Raw genomic sequence first — 20,590 nt, forward strand, 5'->3', positions numbered from 1 at the left:
AAGCATCCAAGTCCCGAAATTTGTATTCCGGGCTAGCCCGGAATACAAAACTAAGGATTCATTTGTCAAGGAACAAAACCTTACTGGAAATTGACATCAACTGTGATTCAAAACTTATTATACGAGGGGGAATTATGATGAGTAGTGAAGTTGCACAAGGATTATGGAAAGATTGGAGACTTCATGCGCTAGTGCTATTAATTGTTATTGTTACTGAAGCAATTGGAACATTCAGCTTCTCAGTCGGTCCAGGGATTGTCTTACTGTTGCCAATGCTTTATGCATTGATTATCGGGTTAATTTTATATTTTACTCCTGTAGTTAAAGAGAAACAATCAAAAAATGCGGAACCAATTATTGTTTTAGGTGTAGCATTATTGCTGGCAAAAATCGGGGTTATTATCGGTCCATCATTACCGCAAATTATAGAAGCCGGCCCTGCCTTATTGTTACAGGAACTAGGAAACTTAGGGACAATATTCCTCGCTTTACCTGTTGCTATCTGGTTAGGTTTGAAACGAGAATCCATCGGTATGACGCACTCCGTTGCGCGTGAACCTAACGTGGGTTTAATTATGGATAATTATGGGATAAGTTCACCTGAAGGAAGGGGAGTCATGGCAGTTTACATCTTCGGTACAGTTTTCGGAGCTGTATTTATGGGGCTGATTGCTGGATTCCTTGCGACTATAACTCCAATAGATCCCCTATCGTTTGCAATGGCCTCAGGTATCGGGAGCGGCAGTATGATGGCTGCAGCAAGTGGATCACTGATTACAGCGTTCCCTGAAATGGAAACACAAATCGTTGCTTTTGCAGGTGCTAGTAATCTGCTATCGCTATCAACAGGACTTTATATAAGTATTTTTATTGGCTTGCCTTTAACAGAAAAACTGTACGCTTTAATGACACGCCGCCGTAACCGAAAAAATCCGGAAATGGTAGAGGGCGAAGAGAAAGTCATTACAAAATAGGGGGGAGTTACCTTGTTAAAAAATATTCAAGAATGGACATTGTTATTAGTTATATTTGGTTTTACAGCGTTATTAGGTAACTGGGCAGGCTATGACATTGTACCACTGGTGGCAATACCTGGTATGATTGTTCTTATTGCCATTTGTCTGGTAGGTTTTATTTTAAACAAAGCTATACCAATAGAATTCCCGAGTGTAGCATATATTGCAATCATTGGTGTTCTCGTATCAATGCCGTGGATGCCTGGGTCAGATTTGATTGTTGCCTGGACTAGTGAAGTACAGTTGCTTGCTCTAGCAACACCAATACTGGCTTATGCAGGTATTGCAATCGGCCGATCGTGGACAGACTTTATGCAGCTTGGATGGAAAACACTTGTAGTAGCAAGTCTGGTATTAATAGGAACATTTGTAGGGTCAGCCCTAATAGCAGAAGTGATTTTGCGTATGCAAGGAATAATTTAAAGGGACAACCGGGGAGAGGTTCATTGTCCTGGCAACTGGTCAATCAAAAGATCATGCTAAAAAATAGTTAACTTTTATTGCTATGATTATAGGGGCATATTAACGGTTATTTTACTTTTCCAATGGGTAACAAGTATACACATGAAAAAAGTGGCTTTAATTAATGCCACTTTTTTCATGTGTTAACTGAAATTTTGTTCTCTGCTCTCCCAATTGATTTAATCGTACGAGGCTGAATGATAAACTTGTCCCTCAGTCTCTTTTCAGTGTGCCGGCTGCTTTTACTCGGACTCTGGAGGCGTTGCCTGGCAGGTATGCGAGAGGTACGTCTTCCAGGTCTACGATTACTAGGTCATCTGGGTCTGCTCCCGCTATGATTGCTTCATCTTGTGCCATTTTTCTCGCTTTTTCAATCGTTTTCTCCCGGCCAAGTTCATCAAATGAAAAGATTTTCTCGATTTGTCCGCTGACCTGTGATATAGCGGATCCGATGGCATTTGCTACACCGAAGTTATTCGGGGAAATGACTTCAGAAGCCCCTTTTAGAGTATCAGGAAGTAATATACTACCGCCGCCAACTAGAATCACCGGAATAGGGTCTGCGCTGGTTTTCATTTTATCTAATGCTTCTTCAACCATGGAAACCATTTCCTGATAGATATTTTCCAAGAGACTTTTATTCAAGTGAGTCACTTTTGATGGATCACCTATTTCTGCTTTTCCTAGTGCTACTACAACATCAGTGGTGGTTAATGTGTCACCGCCAAAAATCAGTGCTTTTTCTGTTAGACGATAGCCAAGACTGTCCGGACCGATTTGGAATGTATTGTCATCATTAACCTGGATAACGGTTCCACCACCTAGACCTACAGACATAATATCAGGCATACGGAAATTTGTACGGACTCCACCGATTTCTACAGCAAGTGAAGATTGACGTGGGAATGAATTTGTTAGAACGCCAATGTCGGTTGTGGTTCCGCCCACATCGATAACGAGCGCATCAGATGTATTTGTTAAGTAAGACGCGCCACGCAAACTGTTTGTTGGACCACAAGCGATGGTTAATATCGGGTATCGCACGGTATATTCGACTGACATCAGTGTTCCGTCATTCTGTCCAAAAAAGACTTTTGCATCAATACCTTCTTCTTTCAGTGCATTTACAAATCCATTTGCAGTTGTTCGGGCGACGTTTACAATTGCTGCATTTAAAATAGTTGCATTTTCTCTTTCCAAAAGTCCGACATTCCCAATTTCACTGGATAACGAGACGGAAACTTCATCACCAAGTACTTCCTGCAAGATTTCAGCCGTTCGTTGTTCGTGTTTATTTGTGACAGGTGAAAAGACGGATGTGATTGCGACTGAATCTACCTTCCCTTTAATTTCCTTTGCTATCCGATATATGTCAGTTTCATCAAGCTCGGTGATTTCACGACCATTAAATTCATGGCCGCCACGGACAATATACATATACTTTCCTAAAATCTCTTTAAGATCTTCTGGCACGCCAAGCAGCGGCTTAATAGCAAGTGTTGCTGGTGCACCGATACGAATAACTGCGATGTTATTGAGACGTTTCCGCTCAACAATTGCATTCGTGCAGTGCGTTGTGCCGAGCATAGCGTAATTAATGTTTTCCACTGAAACAGATGATGAAGCTACTACTTCATGTAATGCTTTATAGATACCACTGCTCACATCAGCAGAAGTTGGTGATTTTATTTCTGAAATGACATTATATGCCTCGTCTAAAATGACAGCATCGGTATGGGTACCACCTACATCAATTCCAATACGATAATTTGGCATTTTATTGTTCCCCCTTATTCATCAGTTCTTCAATTGGTGTAAAGTCCATGTCATAACCGAAATATCGGGGGCCGGTAGTTTCAATTCCTTTTTTAGTACGCCATTTTGGGTCGCATGGTAATCCGACAACAACACAACGAGCCCCGTATCTTAAACCTTCCGTAGTAATTGGTAACCCGGTATCTGAGTCGAGTACTGCAATTAGGTCTGGCGTCATGCATAATGTTCTTTTTCTTGTTTCTGCTATTAGATGTTCATTTTGAAATTTCAGGTATAATTCTTCATTTTGATTGCTGTTAATTCCTTCAATAGTAGCTGTACCACGAGCGAACCCAGTTTCAGTTTTGCGGTCGATATCAGTTACTTTTCCATTGAATAAGGTGTGGCCGTTTGTAAGCTTTAATACCTCGGCAATTGGTTCATGATTATTTTGCTTCGCTTCACGAATGGTGCGGCCGATTTTTTCTTCCAACTGCAGAATATTGTGTATCGCGCTTTGTTTGATGATTTTTCCGTCCATTGGATAGATGGATAGCATGACAGATCCACCCATTTCGATAGTCGCGCCACGTGCAATTCGTTCCGCCCAAACATTGTTTATGGTATTAAGAACAGTGTTATTGCCTTTTTCATCGGCAAGAACCATTGGGGTGGCAGACACACCATCCAAATAGAACGTAACCATTTGCAGTTCGGGAAAAGCTCTGCCCATTCCATCTGCGTCGACAACTGGTAAGTTTAATTGCGCGGCCAGTGCAAGTGGTAATAATGAGTTTACTCCACCTGCTTCAATTGGCATGGTTGCAAAAATTTCCTTGCCCATATATGCCTGTAACGATTCAAATGCTCCGACAGCCTCCTCACCACTTGGAATTTTTTCAACCATAACAGTTGGAGCGCCCATCATAGCAGACGGTACAACAAGTGCATCGTCAGGAACTTCATCTGGGGATAATAGTTTAATAGGACCATTTTCTTCAATTGCTTGTAGCGCCATTAACTTCCCAATATACGGATCACCGCCACCACCGGTACCTAAAAGAGCAGCGCCAATTGCAATATCTTCTATCTCCTGTTTCCCTATTAATCTCATGAAACTTTTCCTCCTTTTGCGTATGGTGTTGTATCAAATGCTTTATTTTTGGAACTAAAAAGTTTCCCCATCACAAGCTGGAGTCCAAATGCTATCAGAAATGCGTCAAATCCTGATGCGCCAGTAAGTTTGAACAACCCAAATCCGTTTGGTGCAGCCATCGTCATAAATGCAATAAGCGTGGCGATTGCCCATACACCAATAGCGATTGCTTCCACATTTTTGGTTTTTCCGATATTTTCATATTTAAATTTTTCCCGATTTACGATAAATTCAGCAACATATATTCCCCCGATTGGAGGGATGAATGCACTTAGGAAGTTCAGGAACGGAATAAAATTATCATAAATACCTGCAACTGCCATACCAGTACCTATTGCACCAGCCATAACTGATAAGACGGGCTTAGGAATCCTTTGAAAAATTACCGAGAACCCTAGTGCGGATGAGTATAAGTTGTTATCATTTGTTGTCCATTGTGCCAATATTAAGACTAGAAGCGCAGCTGTTCCCCAGCCAAGACTTAACATAATTTCTACAATATCAGATTGTGTTGTTGCTTTTGCTAGAATTGCAGCAATTATTAATACAATACTAAACCCTGCAAAATACCCCATGAAGGAAGAGATGACTGCATCTTTAGTTGATCGTGCATACCGGGAAATATCCGGTCCAATAATTGCCCCGATTGCCAGTGATCCGATGATTAAGGATATTGCTGATCCCATTGTCATTGCATCACCTGTAATTGGTGCTTTTGTTATTTCTCCCATCGATTTATCACTCATTACTTTGATTAGGGAGCTAACTAATAGGATTGCCAAAAGTGGTACGGCAAGTAAACTTAATTTTTCAATAGCCTTATATCCGACTAATGCTGTTGTTGTCATTAATACTCCACCAATTAATACTAGAATAAGTGGAGGGATGTTAATATTCAGTCCGTTGATCAAAACATTGTGTAAACTCGCTCCGAACAAATCAAGCTGAACGCCAAACCATCCGAACAAGGCAAGTGCTATAATGACTGAAACCGCATAGGACCCGTATTTTCCTAAAGCAAACCTGGATACAAGGGCTGTTGACAATCCTGTCTTTGCCCCTACAATGCTGCATAGTGCACTGAGTACTGCCAATATGAATGAACCAATAAATGAGGCAATTACTGCCTGAGATAGTGGTAGTCCAGCGCCAAGTGTACCGCCAAGAACAATCGCAGAAAGAGCTACAATTCCTCCCATCCAAACAAATGTCAGCTTAATCCAACCCTTTCGTTCATGCTGTGGCACTGGTTCAAGTGCATAGTCTTTTACTAAATCAAATCTATTTCCCATTATCTTTTCCTCCCAACATCTATGTTGTATATTTTTCTTCAAGCTCAGTGAATAAGGTTTGGATCATTTTATCAGCAAGTTCTACTTGTTCGGCAAAATCCTTGCCATCGTATAATTTAATTCCCCAAAAAACGCCATTCCCTATTAGTACCCACTGTTTAATGACTCGATCCACTTCAGTTGAAGGCATTAAGGGATAGTTTTCCTTAAGGACTGATTCCAGCGAATCAAAAAGCCAATCATTGATATATAACATATAAGAATTCAAGTGTTTAAAAATCTCCGGTATAGGTGCTGTCACAAGCGAAATGTATGCAGTTGTATGCTGCTCATTCCCCTTATGGTGAGCCACAATACCATGAAGTAAAGCAGAGAAGATCTCATTTACTGGACTGTTTTGATTATTGTTTAAAACACTTTCCAATTTCCTGAAGTGATCATCCAACAATTGCCTGAATGCTGCTATAAATAATTTTTCTTTATTTTCATAAAAAAAATAAATGGATGCGGGTTTAATCTCAACCTCCGTTGCAATTTTCCTCATTGTTGCACCGTGAAACCCGTGTAAAGAATACTGATGTAAAGCTGCATTAATTAATTTTTCTTTCAATAATGGCCACCACCTAACGATTGTTAGGTTGATTATAAGAGGAAGAAATAAAGAAGTCAATAAAAATTTTGATAATTCATTAAAAGCAGAACATTTAGTCTTGTTCGAAAGCGCATTCATAGAGACATCGGGGACAGGTTCCTTGCACCGGTTCAAAGCATGCCGAATTACTAATTGTAGTCAAATTTGAGTCTCTAATTTTAAGTGGCTGTCAACCAAATCATTTACTTTGGATGACAGCTGTTCTACTGTTGAGGATTTATTTCACGTTCTATGTTACTATTACGCTCAGTATTAGTTATTTATTTTTCTGATAATTAGGAGCGATTAAAATGAACAGACCAGTTATTTTCATCCTGACAAAAGAGGTTGGGGTCTATCATGCATTTAAAAATAAGCTTAAGGAAATATTTGGCCAGGGCATTCAATTGGCAAGCAATCATTTTCCACCAGTCGATATGAATGAAGTAGATTTGGTGCTTTCCTCTGGTTCGTATGAGATATATACAGAGTACCTTGGGACGGGAATAAAGAATGTACCCTTAATAATTGCAAATCGATCGATTGATTTTAATAAGTTAGAACAACTGCTTGATATACCGGCAGATACCAAGTGCCTTCTTGTTAGTAATGAAACACATATTGCAAGAGATTCTGTTGAATTATTTAAAAGACTTGGATTTGATCAATTAGCTTTAACTGCGTACTCGCCTGATATGAATCCACTTCCGGAATTAGAGGGCTTTGATGTAGCTATAACCCATGGTTTAACAGAATTGGTGCCCCCTAAGGTGAAAAAGGTTGTTGATTTAGGAGATCGGAATCTGGATTTATCAACTATCTTTGAAATTGCTAGAACTCTTGAATTATCAATTGATAAACCACATCTTTATACGATGGATTATTTTCGAAACTTTGTCCGTATCGGGAGGGAATTAGCTACTTCCATTCAGAATGAGAAATTTTTAAATACCCATTTAGAAACCGTTTTGGATGCCGTTCATGAAGGTATTATTTGGGTTAACGCTAATGGAACGATTACTGTTTTTAATGAAGAGGCAAGTAACATTCTAGGAATAAAGGGATCGAATGTAATTGGACGGCATTATTCAGAAGTAATTAGGGATTTGAACATTGATGATGTGATGGATACCAAGAGGGAAATTCCAAGAGAGATTATTCAGGTGCAAGGACAGCATATTCTTATAACAAAAACACCGAATTTTCTAGATGGAGAATTCGCTGGTGCAGTTGTCACGTTTCAGGATGTGTCACATGTACAGCGGATGGAACAGGAGATTAGAAAGAAAAAGACGGAATCAGGCCTGACTACAAAATATTCGTTTGACGATATTGTCGGTAAAAGTGAAATAATTGAACAGACAAAGAATCTTTCTAAAAAAATTGCGAGAAGTGAATATACTATTCTTATTTCTGGAGAAAGTGGGACGGGGAAAGAGGTATTTGCCCAGGCGATACATGACTACTCTTCCAGGAAGAAGGGTCCTTTTCTAGCAGTTAACTTTGCAGGTATTACACAGACCCTTGCCGAGAGCGAACTATTCGGATATGAAGAAGGAGCCTTTACAGGGGCAATGCGAGGCGGTAAAGCTGGATTGTTTGAATTGGCTCAAAATGGAACTATTTTTTTAGATGAAATCGGTGATGCCCCTCCCAACATCCAGGCGGCTATACTACGTGTCATTCAGGAAAGAGAAGTAATGCGTGTGGGCGGAAGTAAAGTAATACCCATTAATGTAAGAATTATTGCGGCGACAAATAAGGATATTCATCAAATGATAAGCGAGGGTGAATTTAGGGAAGATTTGTTCTATCGTTTAAATCAACTTCCATTAGATATTCCTCCGTTAAGGGAGCGGCAGCAGGATATTAAGGTACTGATTAACCATCTTCTTGATGAACGAAATATAAAATTAAGTTTAACTGCGGAAATGTTAGAAACGATTACTAATTATAATTGGCCTGGTAATATTCGTGAATTGGAAGGTTTAGTAAATTATTTAACAGTCGTGGCAGATGGTGTACATGCCGGAGTGGAGCATCTTCCATTAAGCATGAAACCAAGAACCACCGACGAAAGTGAAGTTAATTTTGCAATAAATTACCTGGAGGATCAGGGGGATTTAATCCTCTTTAAAAAAATATTATACAGTCTGTTAATGTATAAAAATCAAAATTCAGGAATTGGCAGGCAAACAATAATTTCCATTTTGGATGTCCCAATTTCAGAGGGCAAGCTTCGTGTTAAAATAGATGCTTTAAGAAAATGTGGCTGTGTCTATTCGGGTACAAAGAAACAAGGAACAAAAATTACCGAGCTTGGGAGCAAGGTGCTTGAACATATTTAAATTTGAAACTGTAATTTCTTTAAGGAATTGCAGTTTTTTAGGTATCTGATTAACCTAAAAGTAAACCTAAAAATTTATTATCGGGATCTTTGTGGTGAAATGGCAGGCTAAATTGAGTTGGCACGAAATTTGCTATTGAGTGGTAGATAGAGTTTTTGTAAGGAGGGTAGACATACTTGTAGTTTTTAGAATAATCGGAAAACAAATTCATCAAGTTAGGAGACATACTATGGTTACGCTTATAAAAAATGGCGAGCTTTATGTACCAGATTACATTGGTACAAAGTCAGTTCTGATTATTGGAGATAAGATAATTAAAATCGGTGACATTAATGAAGAGAAATTACTGGGTCTTGGATTAGATGTTCAAGTTATCGATGCAACAGGCTCAATTGTTTTACCCGGAATGATTGATCCTCATGTCCATTTAATGGGAGGAGGTGGCGAAGGAGGTTTTGCGACAAGAACTCCTGAAATGCAGCTTAGTGAAATTACCAAATCCGGAATAACTACAGTTGTTGGTTGTATTGGGACAGATGGAACAACTCGTCATATGACCACACTTTTGGCAAAGGCTAGGGGACTTGAAGAAGAAGGGATTACGACTTATATCTATACAGGGAATTATCATGTCCCAACTCCCACCATCACATCTTCCGTAAAAGATGACGTGATTCTAATTGATAAAGTGATTGGAGCGGGTGAAATAGCTATTTCAGATTCTAGATCGGCACAGCCCTCTCTTCATGAAATAGCTAAACTGGCCGCTGAAGCAAGGATAGGTGGACTGCTGAGCAACAAGGCTGGTGTCACGCATTTCCACGTTGGGATAGGAAAAGATCGTCTATCATTTTTACATCGTATTCTGGAAGATTATGAGATTCCGCCATCTAATATTTACGCTACTCATATCACAAGAAGCAGAGAGCTGCTGGATGACGCAATTGCCTTATCCAATAAAGGTGCTTTTGTTGATATTACCGCTGATCATGAGACTGGAGAATGGATTACATACTTTAAAGAAAATGGCGGAAACATGGAACAACTAACAATATCGTCGGACGGAAATGGTAGTTTGCCTAAATTTAACGATGAAGGGCAGTTAGTAGGCTACGGTGTTGCCAGTCCGCAAACTTTATTTAGCCAGGTTGTTTCTGCTATTAGAGAAAATAGACTAGCTATTTCGGAGGTTTTATCTTTAGTTACACGTAATACAGCGAATGCACTCCGGTTAGATCAAAAAGGACTGTTAAAGGAAAAATCTGATGCTGATATTTTAATCTTAGATAAAGAAACGTTGGATATTGAACATGTATTTTCGAGAGGCAAACACATGATTAGAGATAAGGAAGTAATGGTTAAAGGGACTTTTGAAAAATAGAAATTACCCATATTAGGAGGAGAACTATGAAAAGACAACCAACTTTACTTGAAGCTTTTTTACCTATTGTAGTTATGCTTTTACTTCTTGCGATTGGTTATGGGGTTTATGGGTTTAGCCCAGAGCCGCTGCTTATTCTGGCATCTATTTTTGCAGGGTTTATCGCTCTTCGTGTAGGCGTCAATTGGGATGAAATGATGCTAGGAATCCGTGAAAAAATTGATGCTGCAATGCCTGCTATATTAATTCTTATATCGATTGGTGTTTTAATCGGGACCTGGATGGTTTCAGGTACTATCCCTATGATGATTTATTATGGGTTGGAAATCATTAATCCAGCGTTTATCGTTCTTATTGCATTTATAGTATCGGCTGTCATCTCAATTGTAACTGGAACTTCCTGGGGATCGGCTGGGACAGTCGGTGTGGCTTTAATTGGGATTGCGACTGGATTAGGTGCATCCTTGCCCGCTACAGCAGGTGCAATTGTTGCGGGTGCATACTTTGGTGACAAGCTTTCACCATTATCGGATACAACCAACCTGGCTCCTATCGCTGCAGGAAGCGAATTATATGAACACATCAAACATATGCTTTATACAACTGTACCTGCAGCCATAATTAGTATTATTGTATATACCATTGTTGGTTTTAATCTTTCATCTGATTCTGTGTCAACTCCAGAAGAAATGGGAGTAATGTTACAAACATTAACGGAAATGTTTGACTGGAATCTATTATTGTTACTGCCACCAATTATAGTTCTTTACGGATCAATCAGGAAAAAACCAACCCTTCCAACAATTATATTCTCGTCTGTTGTTGCAGGTTTCTTAGCCAAGTTCATTCAAGGAATTTCACCAGTAGATATATTTGCTTCCACAGTTACTGGATTCAATGTGTCCATGGTTAATTCTGCAGGTTTTAACCCTGAAGGTGTAATACCTGAAGTAACCAGGCTGGTTAATCAAGGTGGCATGCAATCGATGACAGGTGTGATTTTAATTGCATTTAGTGCATTTATATTTGCAGGAATCATCACAAAAGCAGGAATTTTAGAGGTTATTATTAATGCATTACTAAAAATTGTTAAAACAACTGGGGACCTTATCTTGTCAACAGTTCTTTCATGTATAACGATGGCTTTAGTAACAGGTAACTCTTATTTATCAATTATTGTTCCAGGTGAAATATACAAGGATACGTTTAAAAATAAAAGGTTACATGCGAAGAATCTTTCTAGAACCTTAGAAGACTCTGGAACTGTTGTCGTGCCACTTATACCATGGTCGTCTGCCGGTGTGTTTATGGCAGGAACCCTCGGAGTATCTACTTTGAGTTATGCACCATGGGCGATTTTATGTTACGTAGGTTTTCTGTTTGCCATATTGCTAGGCTATACAGGAATTGGAATTGAAACGATTGAGGAAGAAACAGAAGAAGAAAGCTCAGAGAAGATTGGTTAGGAGGGACAAGTGGGGACAGGTTTCTTGTCCCAGTTTCGAGGAGTGAAGTAGCAGGTGTTTTTACCTCCTGCTGCCGTAATCACAGGAGACGGTATTGGTTTAAGACGTGCTGCGGCACTCAAAATAGCTGAATCAGGCGTATATATCAGTGTGAGCGAAGTATGAAAAGAAACCGGTTAACAGTGCTTTTTGTTCCAAGTGATGGTGGTTATACAGCTATATAATTTATTCAACGAATGACTCCAGCATTTGGCTGGAGTCATTCTTATTTTGGGACAAAAGGGACAGGTTCGTTGTCTCAAAGACTAATCAGCCAAGCGAATAGAATATCCATACTATGCCTTTCCTAATGTTACTTAAATATAGAAAAGTAGTGATACGGGACGATAAACCTGACTCTCCGTCCCTCTTTAGGAAAATATACCCAAATAAATATTGCCTAAATGGTGAAAATTCTGTATTATATATGTTAAGGGTATAAAGTGAATGGGTATTCATTTTTGTACCTCATAGAATTTTAAGGAGGGAGTAAGTTTAAAAGTAGAGAAAAAAATGAAAGGGCTTACAACAAAGAGTGTTTTTGGCATACGTAATGACAAAATAATTTAGAGGAGGATGAAACTAATTGGGGTTTTTTAAGTTATTGTCAGCTGAGTTTGCCAACATGTTTAAAAATAAAAAATTACTTATTTCTGTAATTGCAGTGTTACTTTTCCCGGTTATTTATAGTGTCGTAATGCTTTCCTCTTCGGCTGTTACTCCTTATGGTGAAAATCTGGATAACCTTCCAGTTGCCGTCGTTAATATGGATGAGGGTGCTCAATCCGGTGATGAAGATGTTCATGCTGGGGACGACCTGGTGAAAGAATTAAAAGCAGAACCTACACTAAAATGGGAATTCGTTAAGCAGGATGTAGCAACGAAGGGTTTGAAAAACGGCGATTACTACATGGTTATTGAAATACCAAAGGATTTTTCAAAAAATGTAACAACCGTAATGGAAGAAAATCCTCAGCCACCAGAGTTGAAATACATACAAAATGAGGGGTTACATTTTACCGCATCAACGATTACTGATAGTGCTATCAAGCAAATCAGTCAGGGACTTTCATATAAAATTACAGCTAACTATACACAGCAATTGTTTACTCAGTTAGCAGGTATTTCTGACGGATTCAAACAGGCGGCAGATGGGTCAAATCAAATAGCTGCTGGGACGGAAGAATTATCAGATGGAACTAGTGAAATGCTTGAATCGCTTAAAGGCAAATCAGGTGATATTTCCACCCTGGCTGATGGTGCAAAACAGCTGGAACAAGGGACAGGGCAATTATTGAGTTCTTTAAATGAAAAAAGTCCTGATATTTCGCGATTGGCCGGTGGTGCGCAACAACTGGAAGAAGGAACTGGTCAATTGCTGGGTTCTTTGAAAGAAAAAAGCCCGGGAATTTCGGATTTGGATGATGGCGCAAAGCAGTTAAACGCTGGGCTTGGTCAAATGTTGGGGAGTTTGAAAGAAAAAAGTCCGAGAATTTCTGAATTGGCTAAAGGTGCAAAGGATTTAGAATTAGGTACCAAGGAATTGAAGCAGGGTGCTGTTGATATACTTGGTGGTATAAAACTTGCTACAGCTGGAAGCAAGGAGTTAAATGCAGGACTAGAACAGCTAGAGTCAGGATCAGGACAGTTATCGGGGTTATCACAACAACTTTTCAAAGATCTGGGTGAATATGCAAAGAAAAATCCTAGTTTGATGAGGGATCCTGAATTCAAGAAAATTATGGGCGAAAGTATGGTATTAGCCGGTAAAGACTCTGAAATCAGTGGTGTTCCACAATTAGCAGCAGGTATCTCCGGGGCAAAATCTGGGGCACAAAAACTAGTAGGGGATGGAAAGAAAACTGGTCTAACCACTTTAGTTAATAAAGTAGAAGGAGAATTTGTTCCCGGAATGAGTAGCTTAGCTAACGGAGCAACTAAAGTAGCCGCCGGAACCGCTGCATCTGAAGAGGGCTGGGGCGACCTGGTTGCTGGCACTACAAAACTAGCTGGAGGAGCTTCGCAAGTTAGTGCAGGAACAACTTCTGTCGAACAAGGCTGGAGCGATCTAACTGCAGGTGCTACGGAACTCTCTGGTGGCGCTTCACAAGTTAGTGCAGGAACTGACACTGTTGAGCAAGGCTGGGGTGATTTAACAGCGGGCGCTACGAAACTTAATAGTGGCAGTTCGCAGGTCAGTGATGGGACGGCTTCTGTTGAACAAGGCTGGGGCGAGTTATCAGAAGGTGTGACGCAGTTGGACGATGGAGCGGGACAATTAACCGCTGGTAGTGAAGAACTGCATACAAAACTGCAGGATGCTGCAGAACAGACAGCCGGTATACAAACTGGTGATGAGAACGTTCAAATGTTTGCCGCTCCATTTCAATTAAATGGAGAACAGGTTAATGGAATCTCCGAATATCGCCAGTCAACTGCTCCTTATATTTTATCACTTGCTTTATTTGTAGGAGCATTGATCATATCGCTTGTTATTAACTTCCGTAAACCCGTGATTGCACCATCTTCCGGATTACAGTGGTTTGCAAGCAAATTTGTCAAAGTGGCGGTACTTGCGACGATTCAAGCTATCGTTTTAACAGCAGTTACAATTGGTGTTCTTGGACTGCCGGTTGAAGGTGGTTTCAGTCTATTGCTGTTCGCAATTCTGACAAGCATTACATTTGTTGCAATTGTTCAGCTATTTGTAACGGTAGGGGGAACGATTGGGAAGTTCCTTGCAGGAGCATTTATCATCCTGCAGCTGCAAACAACTGGAGGTCCGCTTCCAATTGATTTGTTACCTGCTTCCATACGAACGCTTAGCAACTTTTTACCAATGACGTACACGATAGACGGATTCAAGTCGATTATAAACATGGGTCAATTTAATAGTTTCGATGTAATTGCTTTACTCATATTTTTGGCCATTTCGGCCGTAGGTACATTTGTTTACTTTACGGTGGCTTTCTCCAGGAATAGCGATCAAAGTGAACGATATGAGGAACTAACTGCATAAACAGATCAAAGCTGTCAGTTCATTTGGACTGGCAGCTTTTTAAGAGGGACAATCGGGGACAGGTTCCTTGTCCCAGTACCTCAGTCACGATCTCCCCTAATTACCAAAATCAGTCCAATCATAATTATTCTTCAGCTGTTTTTGTTTCTGTTCTTGTTTTTTACTTTTCACATTTTTCTCCTTGGTGAATGTCATAATATAGCCGCAATCCTCACATGCGTATTTGTAAACATCAGAATGGCGGTCAAGAAAGGAATCCTTCTCCTCTGATATCAGCTTCAGATTAATATCAGTCCTTGTATCAGTTTGATGGTCTATATCGGTATCTACGTCTACATCGATATCAACTGGATACTCAAAACTGTTAGTCATTGTTCTAACATTGTTATAAGCTGTTGAGTAAATATCGACGTTAACATCAATAGTATAGTACCCTTTACGGAAGTGTACTCCACCACACACTAAACAATTGATTTCACTCATAACAATTCCCCCTCACCTAAATGTATATTTTTCGATAAGGATTGTTATGATAGCGGCAGTACATTCCCGGTTGTCTTTTTCTAATGGTATAGATGGACATTTTCAGCTAAAGCAGAAAATATCTTACTTTTAAGTACTATCGTATTTAAAGCTGAAAAAGTGGCATCTGGGAAAAATTTTTATCCCAGATGCCACTTATTTAACGTGAAAATCGATTGTAGTTAAAACAGATGTTATTTTCGTGATCTTAAAACAGATGTTATTTTCGTGATCTTATAACTGATGGGACGATACGGATCGGGACAATGAACCTGACCCTATGTCCCGAGTTTACGTACATCCATGTTACCGCCGGAAAGAACACAAGCTACGTTTTTATCTGTTACACCCAACTTTCCAAACATCGCAGCAGCTACTGCAACAGCACTGGATGGTTCAATGACCTGCTTCATTCGTTCGAGGACAAAAAATAGGGCCTGCTGGATTTCAGCTTCATTGACTAATACCAGATCGTCCAAGTATTTTTGAACAATAGGAAATGTCAAGTCACCAGGCTGACTTGTTCGTAAGCCATCTGCAATTGTTTTTGTTCCTGGAATTGAAGTTATCAATCCCTTTTCCAATGAAAGGTATGTATCATTAGCGGTTTCAGGTTCAACCCCAATCACTTTTACATGTGGCTTTGTTTCCTTAATTGCAGTTAATATTCCGGAAACAAGACCACCGCCACCGACTGGAACAACGACCACATCTACATCATCTAATTGTTTCAGTACCTCCAGCCCCACTGTACCTTGCCCTGCCATGATATAAGGGTCGTCATATGGGGGAATGAACACACCATACTTTTCAGATGCTAATTGCTTTGCACGAGGCAATCTTTCCGCTGAGGTCGTTCCACATTTTTCAATTCTCCCGTTATAGTCCCGGATGGCATTCAATTTACTTGCCGTTGCGTCCTCAGGCACGACAATTGTGGCTGGTACTCCAAGGACATTGGCAATATACGCAACTGCCTGCCCATGATTTCCCGACGAGGCAGCTGTCACATAGGTTGCCCCTTCTTGTACGGCCTTTTTTACTTTATTCGTTGCCCCTCTTATTTTAAAGGAACCCGTTTTCTGCAAATGTTCACTTTTTAAGAACATGTTGTTCCCGCAAATGGAAGAAAGTGCTGTGGAAGTGAGAATCGGTGTTTCTTTGATCGTATCAGCTATTTGCTCAGCCGCTTGATGTATGTTTTTTAGTGTAATCATTTGATACAACTCCTCTATTTAGACGTAATGTAAATACCTTTTCTACAATTATAATTAGTTCCTTCCTTTTTTAGAAGGGAAATGTTAAAAGGATTATAATCATTAGAAATGTACACCTAACTATAATTAAACTGTAAATATGCTACGATTATTTAAATAAAATAAATTACAAATTTAAGAGTTGGTTTCAATAATAAAAAGAAAAGAGGAAAAGTAGATGTCTAATAATAAAATACGGATGCCTAGCATTATTTCACTCTTAGTGTATATAGGCTGCAATTAATGTGATTTTCGGAGCCTCTTTCATTTCGATTAAATAAATTGAGGTTTGGAGATAATGCCTAATAACAATTTTTGTTTTTTAATGAAGAAATAAGGGAAATATTACATAGTGGGTTTTCATGCGGATATCACAGACGATATAGACAGTCTCGCTGCTGGAATGATATGTTTAGAGAGATTTCACAAACGAAGGAGTGAACACAAATGTTGAGATGGCTATTTGTGTTTGTTGCTATTTTGTTTATGGTGTCGATTCAAACACCAGATACAGTGCAGAAGACGTGGAAGGCTGACAAAATAGAAACAGCGACTTTTGATAAATGGACGGTTGATATAAAAGAATGGCTCGCTGACAATGATCTAAGTGTTGCGAAAATTAAAGATAGCTTAACGCAACTGGTGAGGGTTCCAAATGGTGGAGACACGGGATCGAAAAGTTCTCCAGAGCAAAGTGCTTCCTCGGACCTTGTGGCAAAAGATCCATCCGAGTTTGAGAAGAAAGTAGTTGAACTTGTTAATAAAGAACGGGCAAAAGAGAACCTGGAACCACTTAAAATGCATGATCGTCTAAGCAGTCTTGCCAGAAAGAAATCCCAGGACATGGCGAAAAATAATTATTTTAACCACACATCGCCAACATATGGTTCACCCTTTGACATGATGCAGCAATTCAACTTTTCTTATAGCATGGCGGGAGAAAATATTGCGGCCGGTCAACGCAGCCCAAAACAGGTTGTAGAGGGTTGGATGAATAGCGAAGGACATCGGAAAAATATTATGAAAGATGGTTTCACACATATTGGTGTCGGTTATGTAGAGGGCGCTGGGCTGCCATATGGAACCTATTGGACACAACTTTTCATGACACCAAGGTAAGTTGGGGGAGGCTGATGAATTTGAAAATAACCAAGCTATACAAAAAGGGCGATAAAGAAATTAATGAGGATGCCTATGTTATAAATGAAGACGCTCGTATTTTTGCAGCTATTGATGGTGCAACAGGGTTGGATGGTATTCCAGGCTATGTAGCATCACAGGCTGTACAGGAAGAATTGCAGCAGGTTACGCAAGCTAAATCCCTTTATAAAGGTATTCTGTCGGCAAATGAAACATTAAGTGAAAAAACTGTGGAATACTATGAAACTAATTTTAAAAAACTAGATAACTCAAGCATTAACGAGATACCGAAAAGGCAGAGAAGTTCAACAGGTGTAGCCGCTATCCAATTTGATCAAAAGGGGTTATCTTTTGACTATTTTCATGCGGGGGATTGCATGTTGTTTCTGAAATATGAAAATGGTGAAATACGCACTGTTACTTATGATTTGGTTCAATACCTGGATCAAGTCGCGATTAACGAAGTTGTTAAGTTACGTGAGGCTGATGGAAATGAGTTGGATATAAGAGACCTTCGGGAAAAGGTTAAGCCCATTTTGCTCCAGAATCGTGATAAGCTTAATTCAGCTGATGGATATGGCGTTATTGACGGCAGTGATGAGGCATTCGATTATATCGAATATGGAAGAATCCCACTAAATCGAGTTACCGGAATTCTTCTGCTAAGTGATGGATTGCTTTTGCCTACAGCATTGGATGAAACCGATGCATGGAGCAATACTGCCGAAATAGCCTTTACCAGTGGGCTTGTTGGGTTATTGGGTGAGGTTGAAGAAAGAGAAGAAGCTGACCCGCAGTGTATCAAATATCCTCGAATGAAAAAGAGGGATGATAAGACTGGGTTGCTGGTTGAGTTATAATACTTTCATCTACTAAACATATCAATTAGATATTAAAATAGTACCCATTAGGTTATCAAAAATTTATTGTGCAAGTAAACCTTTACATTTTATTAGATATAATTTATACTTATATTATTCAACTGGTAATAACCACATGCGGAAAGTCAATTTATCAGTAAGTTTGTTTTAGGAGGTGGGATTAAGCGAATTGGATAAGGTGAGTAAGGTTCCACTGTATTTACAGTTAATAGAAGATTTAACAAAAAAAGTCGATAATGGGCAATATCAGATTCATGAGAAATTACCTTCAGAGCGTGAGTTATGTGATGTTTATGACATGAGCCGTATAACCGTAAGACAAGCGCTACAAGAATTAGAGCGTGAAGGTTATATTTATAAGCTACATGGTAAAGGAACATTTGTAGCTCCTAAAACTTATAATCAAAATTTGGTTAAGCTTTACAGTTTTACCGAAGAGATGAAGGCGATGGATAAGAGGCCTACTACAAAGGTCATCTCATTTCAAAAGATTGCTTTGGATGAGAGGCTGGCCGATAAGGTGAATCTTGCACCAATGGATGAAGTATTTCAGATTGTAAGGTTACGGCTTGCTGATGATGAGCCATTAATGTATGAAACGTCCTACGTGCCAAAAAGAACTTTTCCGAATCTGACAGAAAAAGATTTGGTAGAGCGTCCGATGTATGATGTTTTCATGCAGGATTATCAAGTAGGTGTAACGAAGGCAATTGAGCGTTTTTCTGCGACAAGTGTTCGAAAGGAAGAAGCATTTCAATTAGGCATGATAGCAGATCAGCCTGCCATGTTGATTAAGCGCTTTGCTTATCATAATGATGAATTGATCGAATATACTATTAGTGTAGCTCGTGGTGATAAATTCGATTATACCGTTGAATTAACGTGAAACTCTATTAAGTGATGGTTATATTAACTGCTTTTATGGTTACTACGATAACTTGATAGAGTTATTTTTATAGTACAACTGGTAATGACAACATAACCACGCGCGCAAGAAAACAAAATTTACAGCATGATGGAGGTTGAAATATGTTTAAATTAACAGATGAAGAATTAAAGACAAAAAAAGCAGTTCATACTGCATCAGAAATTTATCAGCAACCGGTTGTTTGGCAGGAATTAATAGATTCACTTTCTGAACAAAAGGGTTCATTAAACGCCTTTATTGAATCGATTTATGGAAAGCATAATCATGTTCGTGTGATTCTGACAGGGGCGGGAACATCAGCATTTATTGGTGATTCTCTGGTGCCGGAGTTGCGTAAAGAAAATCCCGGGAATATTCAATTTGAAGCAATTCCGACAACAGATATCGTCTCAAATCCCGAGGAATATTTACTTAAGGAAATTCCGACAATTATGGTGTCTTTTGCACGGTCTGGAAATAGTCCGGAAAGTGTTGCAGCTGTGTCGCTTGGGGAGCAGGTTATCGATAATTTTTATCAGGTAGTTATCACATGTAATAAGGATGGACAGTTAGCCAAGGATATTAAAAATGATATAAATTCGGTTACTATTCTTATGCCGGACAAAGCCCATGATAAAGGATTTGCGATGACCAGCAGTTTCACGTGTATGATGATAACCGCATACACCTTGTTTACATCGAAAGAAGTCGGAGTAAATGTAATCGCTAATGCGAAAAGATTACTTGAAAAGCTCCCAGATAAAATTGATGAAATTCTAGAGTTTAATATAGAGCGGATTGTCTATTTAGGTTCCGGTATCCTTGGTCAACTATCACATGAAGCCTCATTAAAAATGCTGGAACTCTCTGCAGGACAAGTTGTCGCGGTGCACGAATCATCACTCGGATTTCGTCACGGCCCAAAATCAATTTTAAATAAAAATTCGATAGTAGTTGTGTTTATGTCTCGTGATTCGTATACACGAAAATACGATATGGACATTTTGCGTGAACTTGCAGCCGATGATTCTGGTATGAAGGTTGTTGTACTTACTGACCAGGAAGATTCTGAGGTCGATTCATTAGCTGACTGGACAATCCCAGTAAATACTGGAGCAGAAAGACTTCCTAGCGATTTTCACCGAGCGTTGTTGTATATAATCTTTGCGCAGGGTCTGGCGTTTAAAAAGTCATTACAACTTGGAATTACTCCGGATAACCCCAGTCCTGATGGCCGTGTGAATCGTGTCGTGCAGGGTGTAACAATTTATGATTACGCTAAATAAGTTTACTGGGTATTTTTTAAATAAAACTTAAAA

Annotated in this window: 15 protein-coding genes and 1 pseudogene; 10 read left to right on the plus strand and 6 right to left on the minus strand. The window is 39.4% G+C overall.

Going from position 1 to position 20,590, the window contains the following annotated elements:
- The first annotated feature begins 137 nt into the window (after positions 1-137).
- Both ACE1TG_RS10290 and ACE1TG_RS10295 read left to right on the plus strand, forming a co-directional pair.
- Positions 138-974: a DUF3100 domain-containing protein gene (locus ACE1TG_RS10290; protein ID WP_375052451.1), complete on the plus strand. Its 837-nt coding sequence runs from the start codon at positions 138-140 to the stop codon at positions 972-974.
- Between the two features lie 12 nt (positions 975-986).
- Entirely contained in the window at positions 987-1,439 is a 453-nt protein-coding gene (locus ACE1TG_RS10295) for a hypothetical protein (RefSeq protein WP_375052297.1), read from the plus strand.
- 252 nt (positions 1,440-1,691) lie between these two features.
- Here ACE1TG_RS10295 and ACE1TG_RS10300 read toward each other — a convergent pair whose 3' ends face one another.
- From ACE1TG_RS10300 to ACE1TG_RS10315, 4 genes are read right to left on the minus strand one after another with little or no spacing between them, the layout of a single operon-like run.
- Positions 1,692-3,254, minus strand: coding sequence for a hydantoinase/oxoprolinase N-terminal domain-containing protein (locus ACE1TG_RS10300; protein ID WP_375052298.1), 1,563 nt, complete (start codon positions 3,252-3,254; stop codon positions 1,692-1,694).
- Position 3,255: 1 nt separating this feature from the next.
- On the minus strand, positions 3,256-4,347 hold the full coding sequence (locus tag ACE1TG_RS10305; protein ID WP_375052299.1) for an S-methyl thiohydantoin desulfurase family protein: 1,092 nt from the start codon (positions 4,345-4,347) through the stop codon (positions 3,256-3,258).
- Complete coding sequence (locus ACE1TG_RS10310) at positions 4,344-5,681, minus strand: cytosine permease (protein WP_375052300.1); 1,338 nt, start codon at positions 5,679-5,681, stop codon at positions 4,344-4,346. The genes ACE1TG_RS10305 and ACE1TG_RS10310 overlap by 4 nt, the downstream gene beginning before the upstream one ends.
- Positions 5,682-5,700: 19 nt before the next feature.
- Positions 5,701-6,291 (minus strand): TetR/AcrR family transcriptional regulator, encoded by a 591-nt coding sequence (locus tag ACE1TG_RS10315; protein WP_375052301.1) that lies wholly within the window; start codon positions 6,289-6,291, stop codon positions 5,701-5,703.
- A gap of 332 nt (positions 6,292-6,623) precedes the next feature.
- On the opposite strand from ACE1TG_RS10315, the gene ACE1TG_RS10320 reads away from it, so the two are divergent.
- The 4 genes from ACE1TG_RS10320 (at position 6,624) to ACE1TG_RS10335 (ending at position 14,565) form a co-directional block, all read left to right on the plus strand.
- A complete protein-coding gene (locus ACE1TG_RS10320; protein WP_375052302.1) occupies positions 6,624-8,660 on the plus strand; it encodes a sigma-54 interaction domain-containing protein in 2,037 nt (678 codons plus the stop codon).
- A gap of 229 nt (positions 8,661-8,889) precedes the next feature.
- Positions 8,890-10,041 carry a beta-aspartyl-peptidase gene (gene iadA, locus ACE1TG_RS10325; RefSeq protein ID WP_375052303.1) on the plus strand — a complete coding sequence of 384 codons (1,152 nt, stop codon included), beginning with the start codon at positions 8,890-8,892 and terminating at the stop codon, positions 10,039-10,041.
- 26 nt (positions 10,042-10,067) lie between these two features.
- The gene (nhaC, locus tag ACE1TG_RS10330) at positions 10,068-11,507 is read left to right on the plus strand and encodes a Na+/H+ antiporter NhaC (protein ID WP_375052304.1); all 1,440 of its coding nucleotides are present in this window, start codon (positions 10,068-10,070) and stop codon (positions 11,505-11,507) included.
- 625 nt (positions 11,508-12,132) lie between these two features.
- On the plus strand, positions 12,133-14,565 hold the full coding sequence (locus ACE1TG_RS10335; protein ID WP_375052305.1) for a YhgE/Pip family protein: 2,433 nt from the start codon (positions 12,133-12,135) through the stop codon (positions 14,563-14,565).
- 96 nt (positions 14,566-14,661) lie between these two features.
- Here the strand turns inward: ACE1TG_RS10335 and ACE1TG_RS10340 are convergent, their stop codons facing one another.
- Together ACE1TG_RS10340 and ACE1TG_RS10345 are read right to left on the minus strand one after the other, a co-directional pair.
- The gene (locus tag ACE1TG_RS10340; protein WP_375052306.1) at positions 14,662-15,048 is read right to left on the minus strand and encodes a hypothetical protein; all 387 of its coding nucleotides are present in this window, start codon (positions 15,046-15,048) and stop codon (positions 14,662-14,664) included.
- 317 nt (positions 15,049-15,365) lie between these two features.
- Positions 15,366-16,304, minus strand: coding sequence for a threonine/serine dehydratase family protein (locus ACE1TG_RS10345; RefSeq protein ID WP_375052307.1), 939 nt, complete (start codon positions 16,302-16,304; stop codon positions 15,366-15,368).
- Between the two features lie 753 nt (positions 16,305-17,057).
- Here ACE1TG_RS10345 and ACE1TG_RS10350 point away from each other — a divergent pair.
- The 4 genes and pseudogenes from ACE1TG_RS10350 to ACE1TG_RS10365 form a co-directional block, all read left to right on the plus strand.
- Positions 17,058-17,462: pseudogene (locus ACE1TG_RS10350) on the plus strand (CAP domain-containing protein); the annotation flags it as partial.
- Between the two features lie 14 nt (positions 17,463-17,476).
- A complete protein-coding gene (locus ACE1TG_RS10355) occupies positions 17,477-18,343 on the plus strand; it encodes a protein phosphatase 2C domain-containing protein (protein WP_375052308.1) in 867 nt (288 codons plus the stop codon).
- Between the two features lie 199 nt (positions 18,344-18,542).
- Complete coding sequence (locus ACE1TG_RS10360) at positions 18,543-19,250, plus strand: GntR family transcriptional regulator (RefSeq protein WP_375052452.1); 708 nt, start codon at positions 18,543-18,545, stop codon at positions 19,248-19,250.
- A 143-nt stretch (positions 19,251-19,393) separates the two neighbouring features.
- The gene (locus tag ACE1TG_RS10365) at positions 19,394-20,557 is read left to right on the plus strand and encodes an SIS domain-containing protein (RefSeq protein WP_375052309.1); all 1,164 of its coding nucleotides are present in this window, start codon (positions 19,394-19,396) and stop codon (positions 20,555-20,557) included.
- Positions 20,558-20,590: the final 33 nt, after the last annotated feature.

The sequence above is a fragment of the Virgibacillus sp. JSM 102003 genome (genome assembly GCF_041949995.1).
In the GTDB taxonomy this organism is placed as follows: Bacteria; Bacillota; Bacilli; order Bacillales; family Amphibacillaceae; genus Lentibacillus.

Bases quoted from the DNA above. Each gene is read 5' to 3' on its own strand.
- nhaC (WP_375052304.1), top strand. From the start codon at position 10,068: ATGAAAAGACAACCAACTTTACTTGAAGCTTTTTTACCTATTGTAGTT.
- ACE1TG_RS10340 (WP_375052306.1), bottom strand. From the start codon at position 15,048: ATGAGTGAAATCAATTGTTTAGTGTGTGGTGGAGTACACTTCCGTAAA.
- ACE1TG_RS10310 (WP_375052300.1), bottom strand. From the start codon at position 5,681: ATGGGAAATAGATTTGATTTAGTAAAAGACTATGCACTTGAACCAGTG.
- ACE1TG_RS10320 (WP_375052302.1), top strand. From the start codon at position 6,624: ATGAACAGACCAGTTATTTTCATCCTGACAAAAGAGGTTGGGGTCTAT.
- ACE1TG_RS10290 (WP_375052451.1), top strand. From the start codon at position 138: ATGAGTAGTGAAGTTGCACAAGGATTATGGAAAGATTGGAGACTTCAT.
- ACE1TG_RS10305 (WP_375052299.1), bottom strand. From the start codon at position 4,347: ATGAGATTAATAGGGAAACAGGAGATAGAAGATATTGCAATTGGCGCT.
- iadA (WP_375052303.1), top strand. From the start codon at position 8,890: ATGGTTACGCTTATAAAAAATGGCGAGCTTTATGTACCAGATTACATT.
- ACE1TG_RS10355 (WP_375052308.1), top strand. From the start codon at position 17,477: ATGAATTTGAAAATAACCAAGCTATACAAAAAGGGCGATAAAGAAATT.
- ACE1TG_RS10345 (WP_375052307.1), bottom strand. From the start codon at position 16,304: ATGATTACACTAAAAAACATACATCAAGCGGCTGAGCAAATAGCTGAT.
- ACE1TG_RS10300 (WP_375052298.1), bottom strand. From the start codon at position 3,254: ATGCCAAATTATCGTATTGGAATTGATGTAGGTGGTACCCATACCGAT.
- ACE1TG_RS10365 (WP_375052309.1), top strand. From the start codon at position 19,394: ATGTTTAAATTAACAGATGAAGAATTAAAGACAAAAAAAGCAGTTCAT.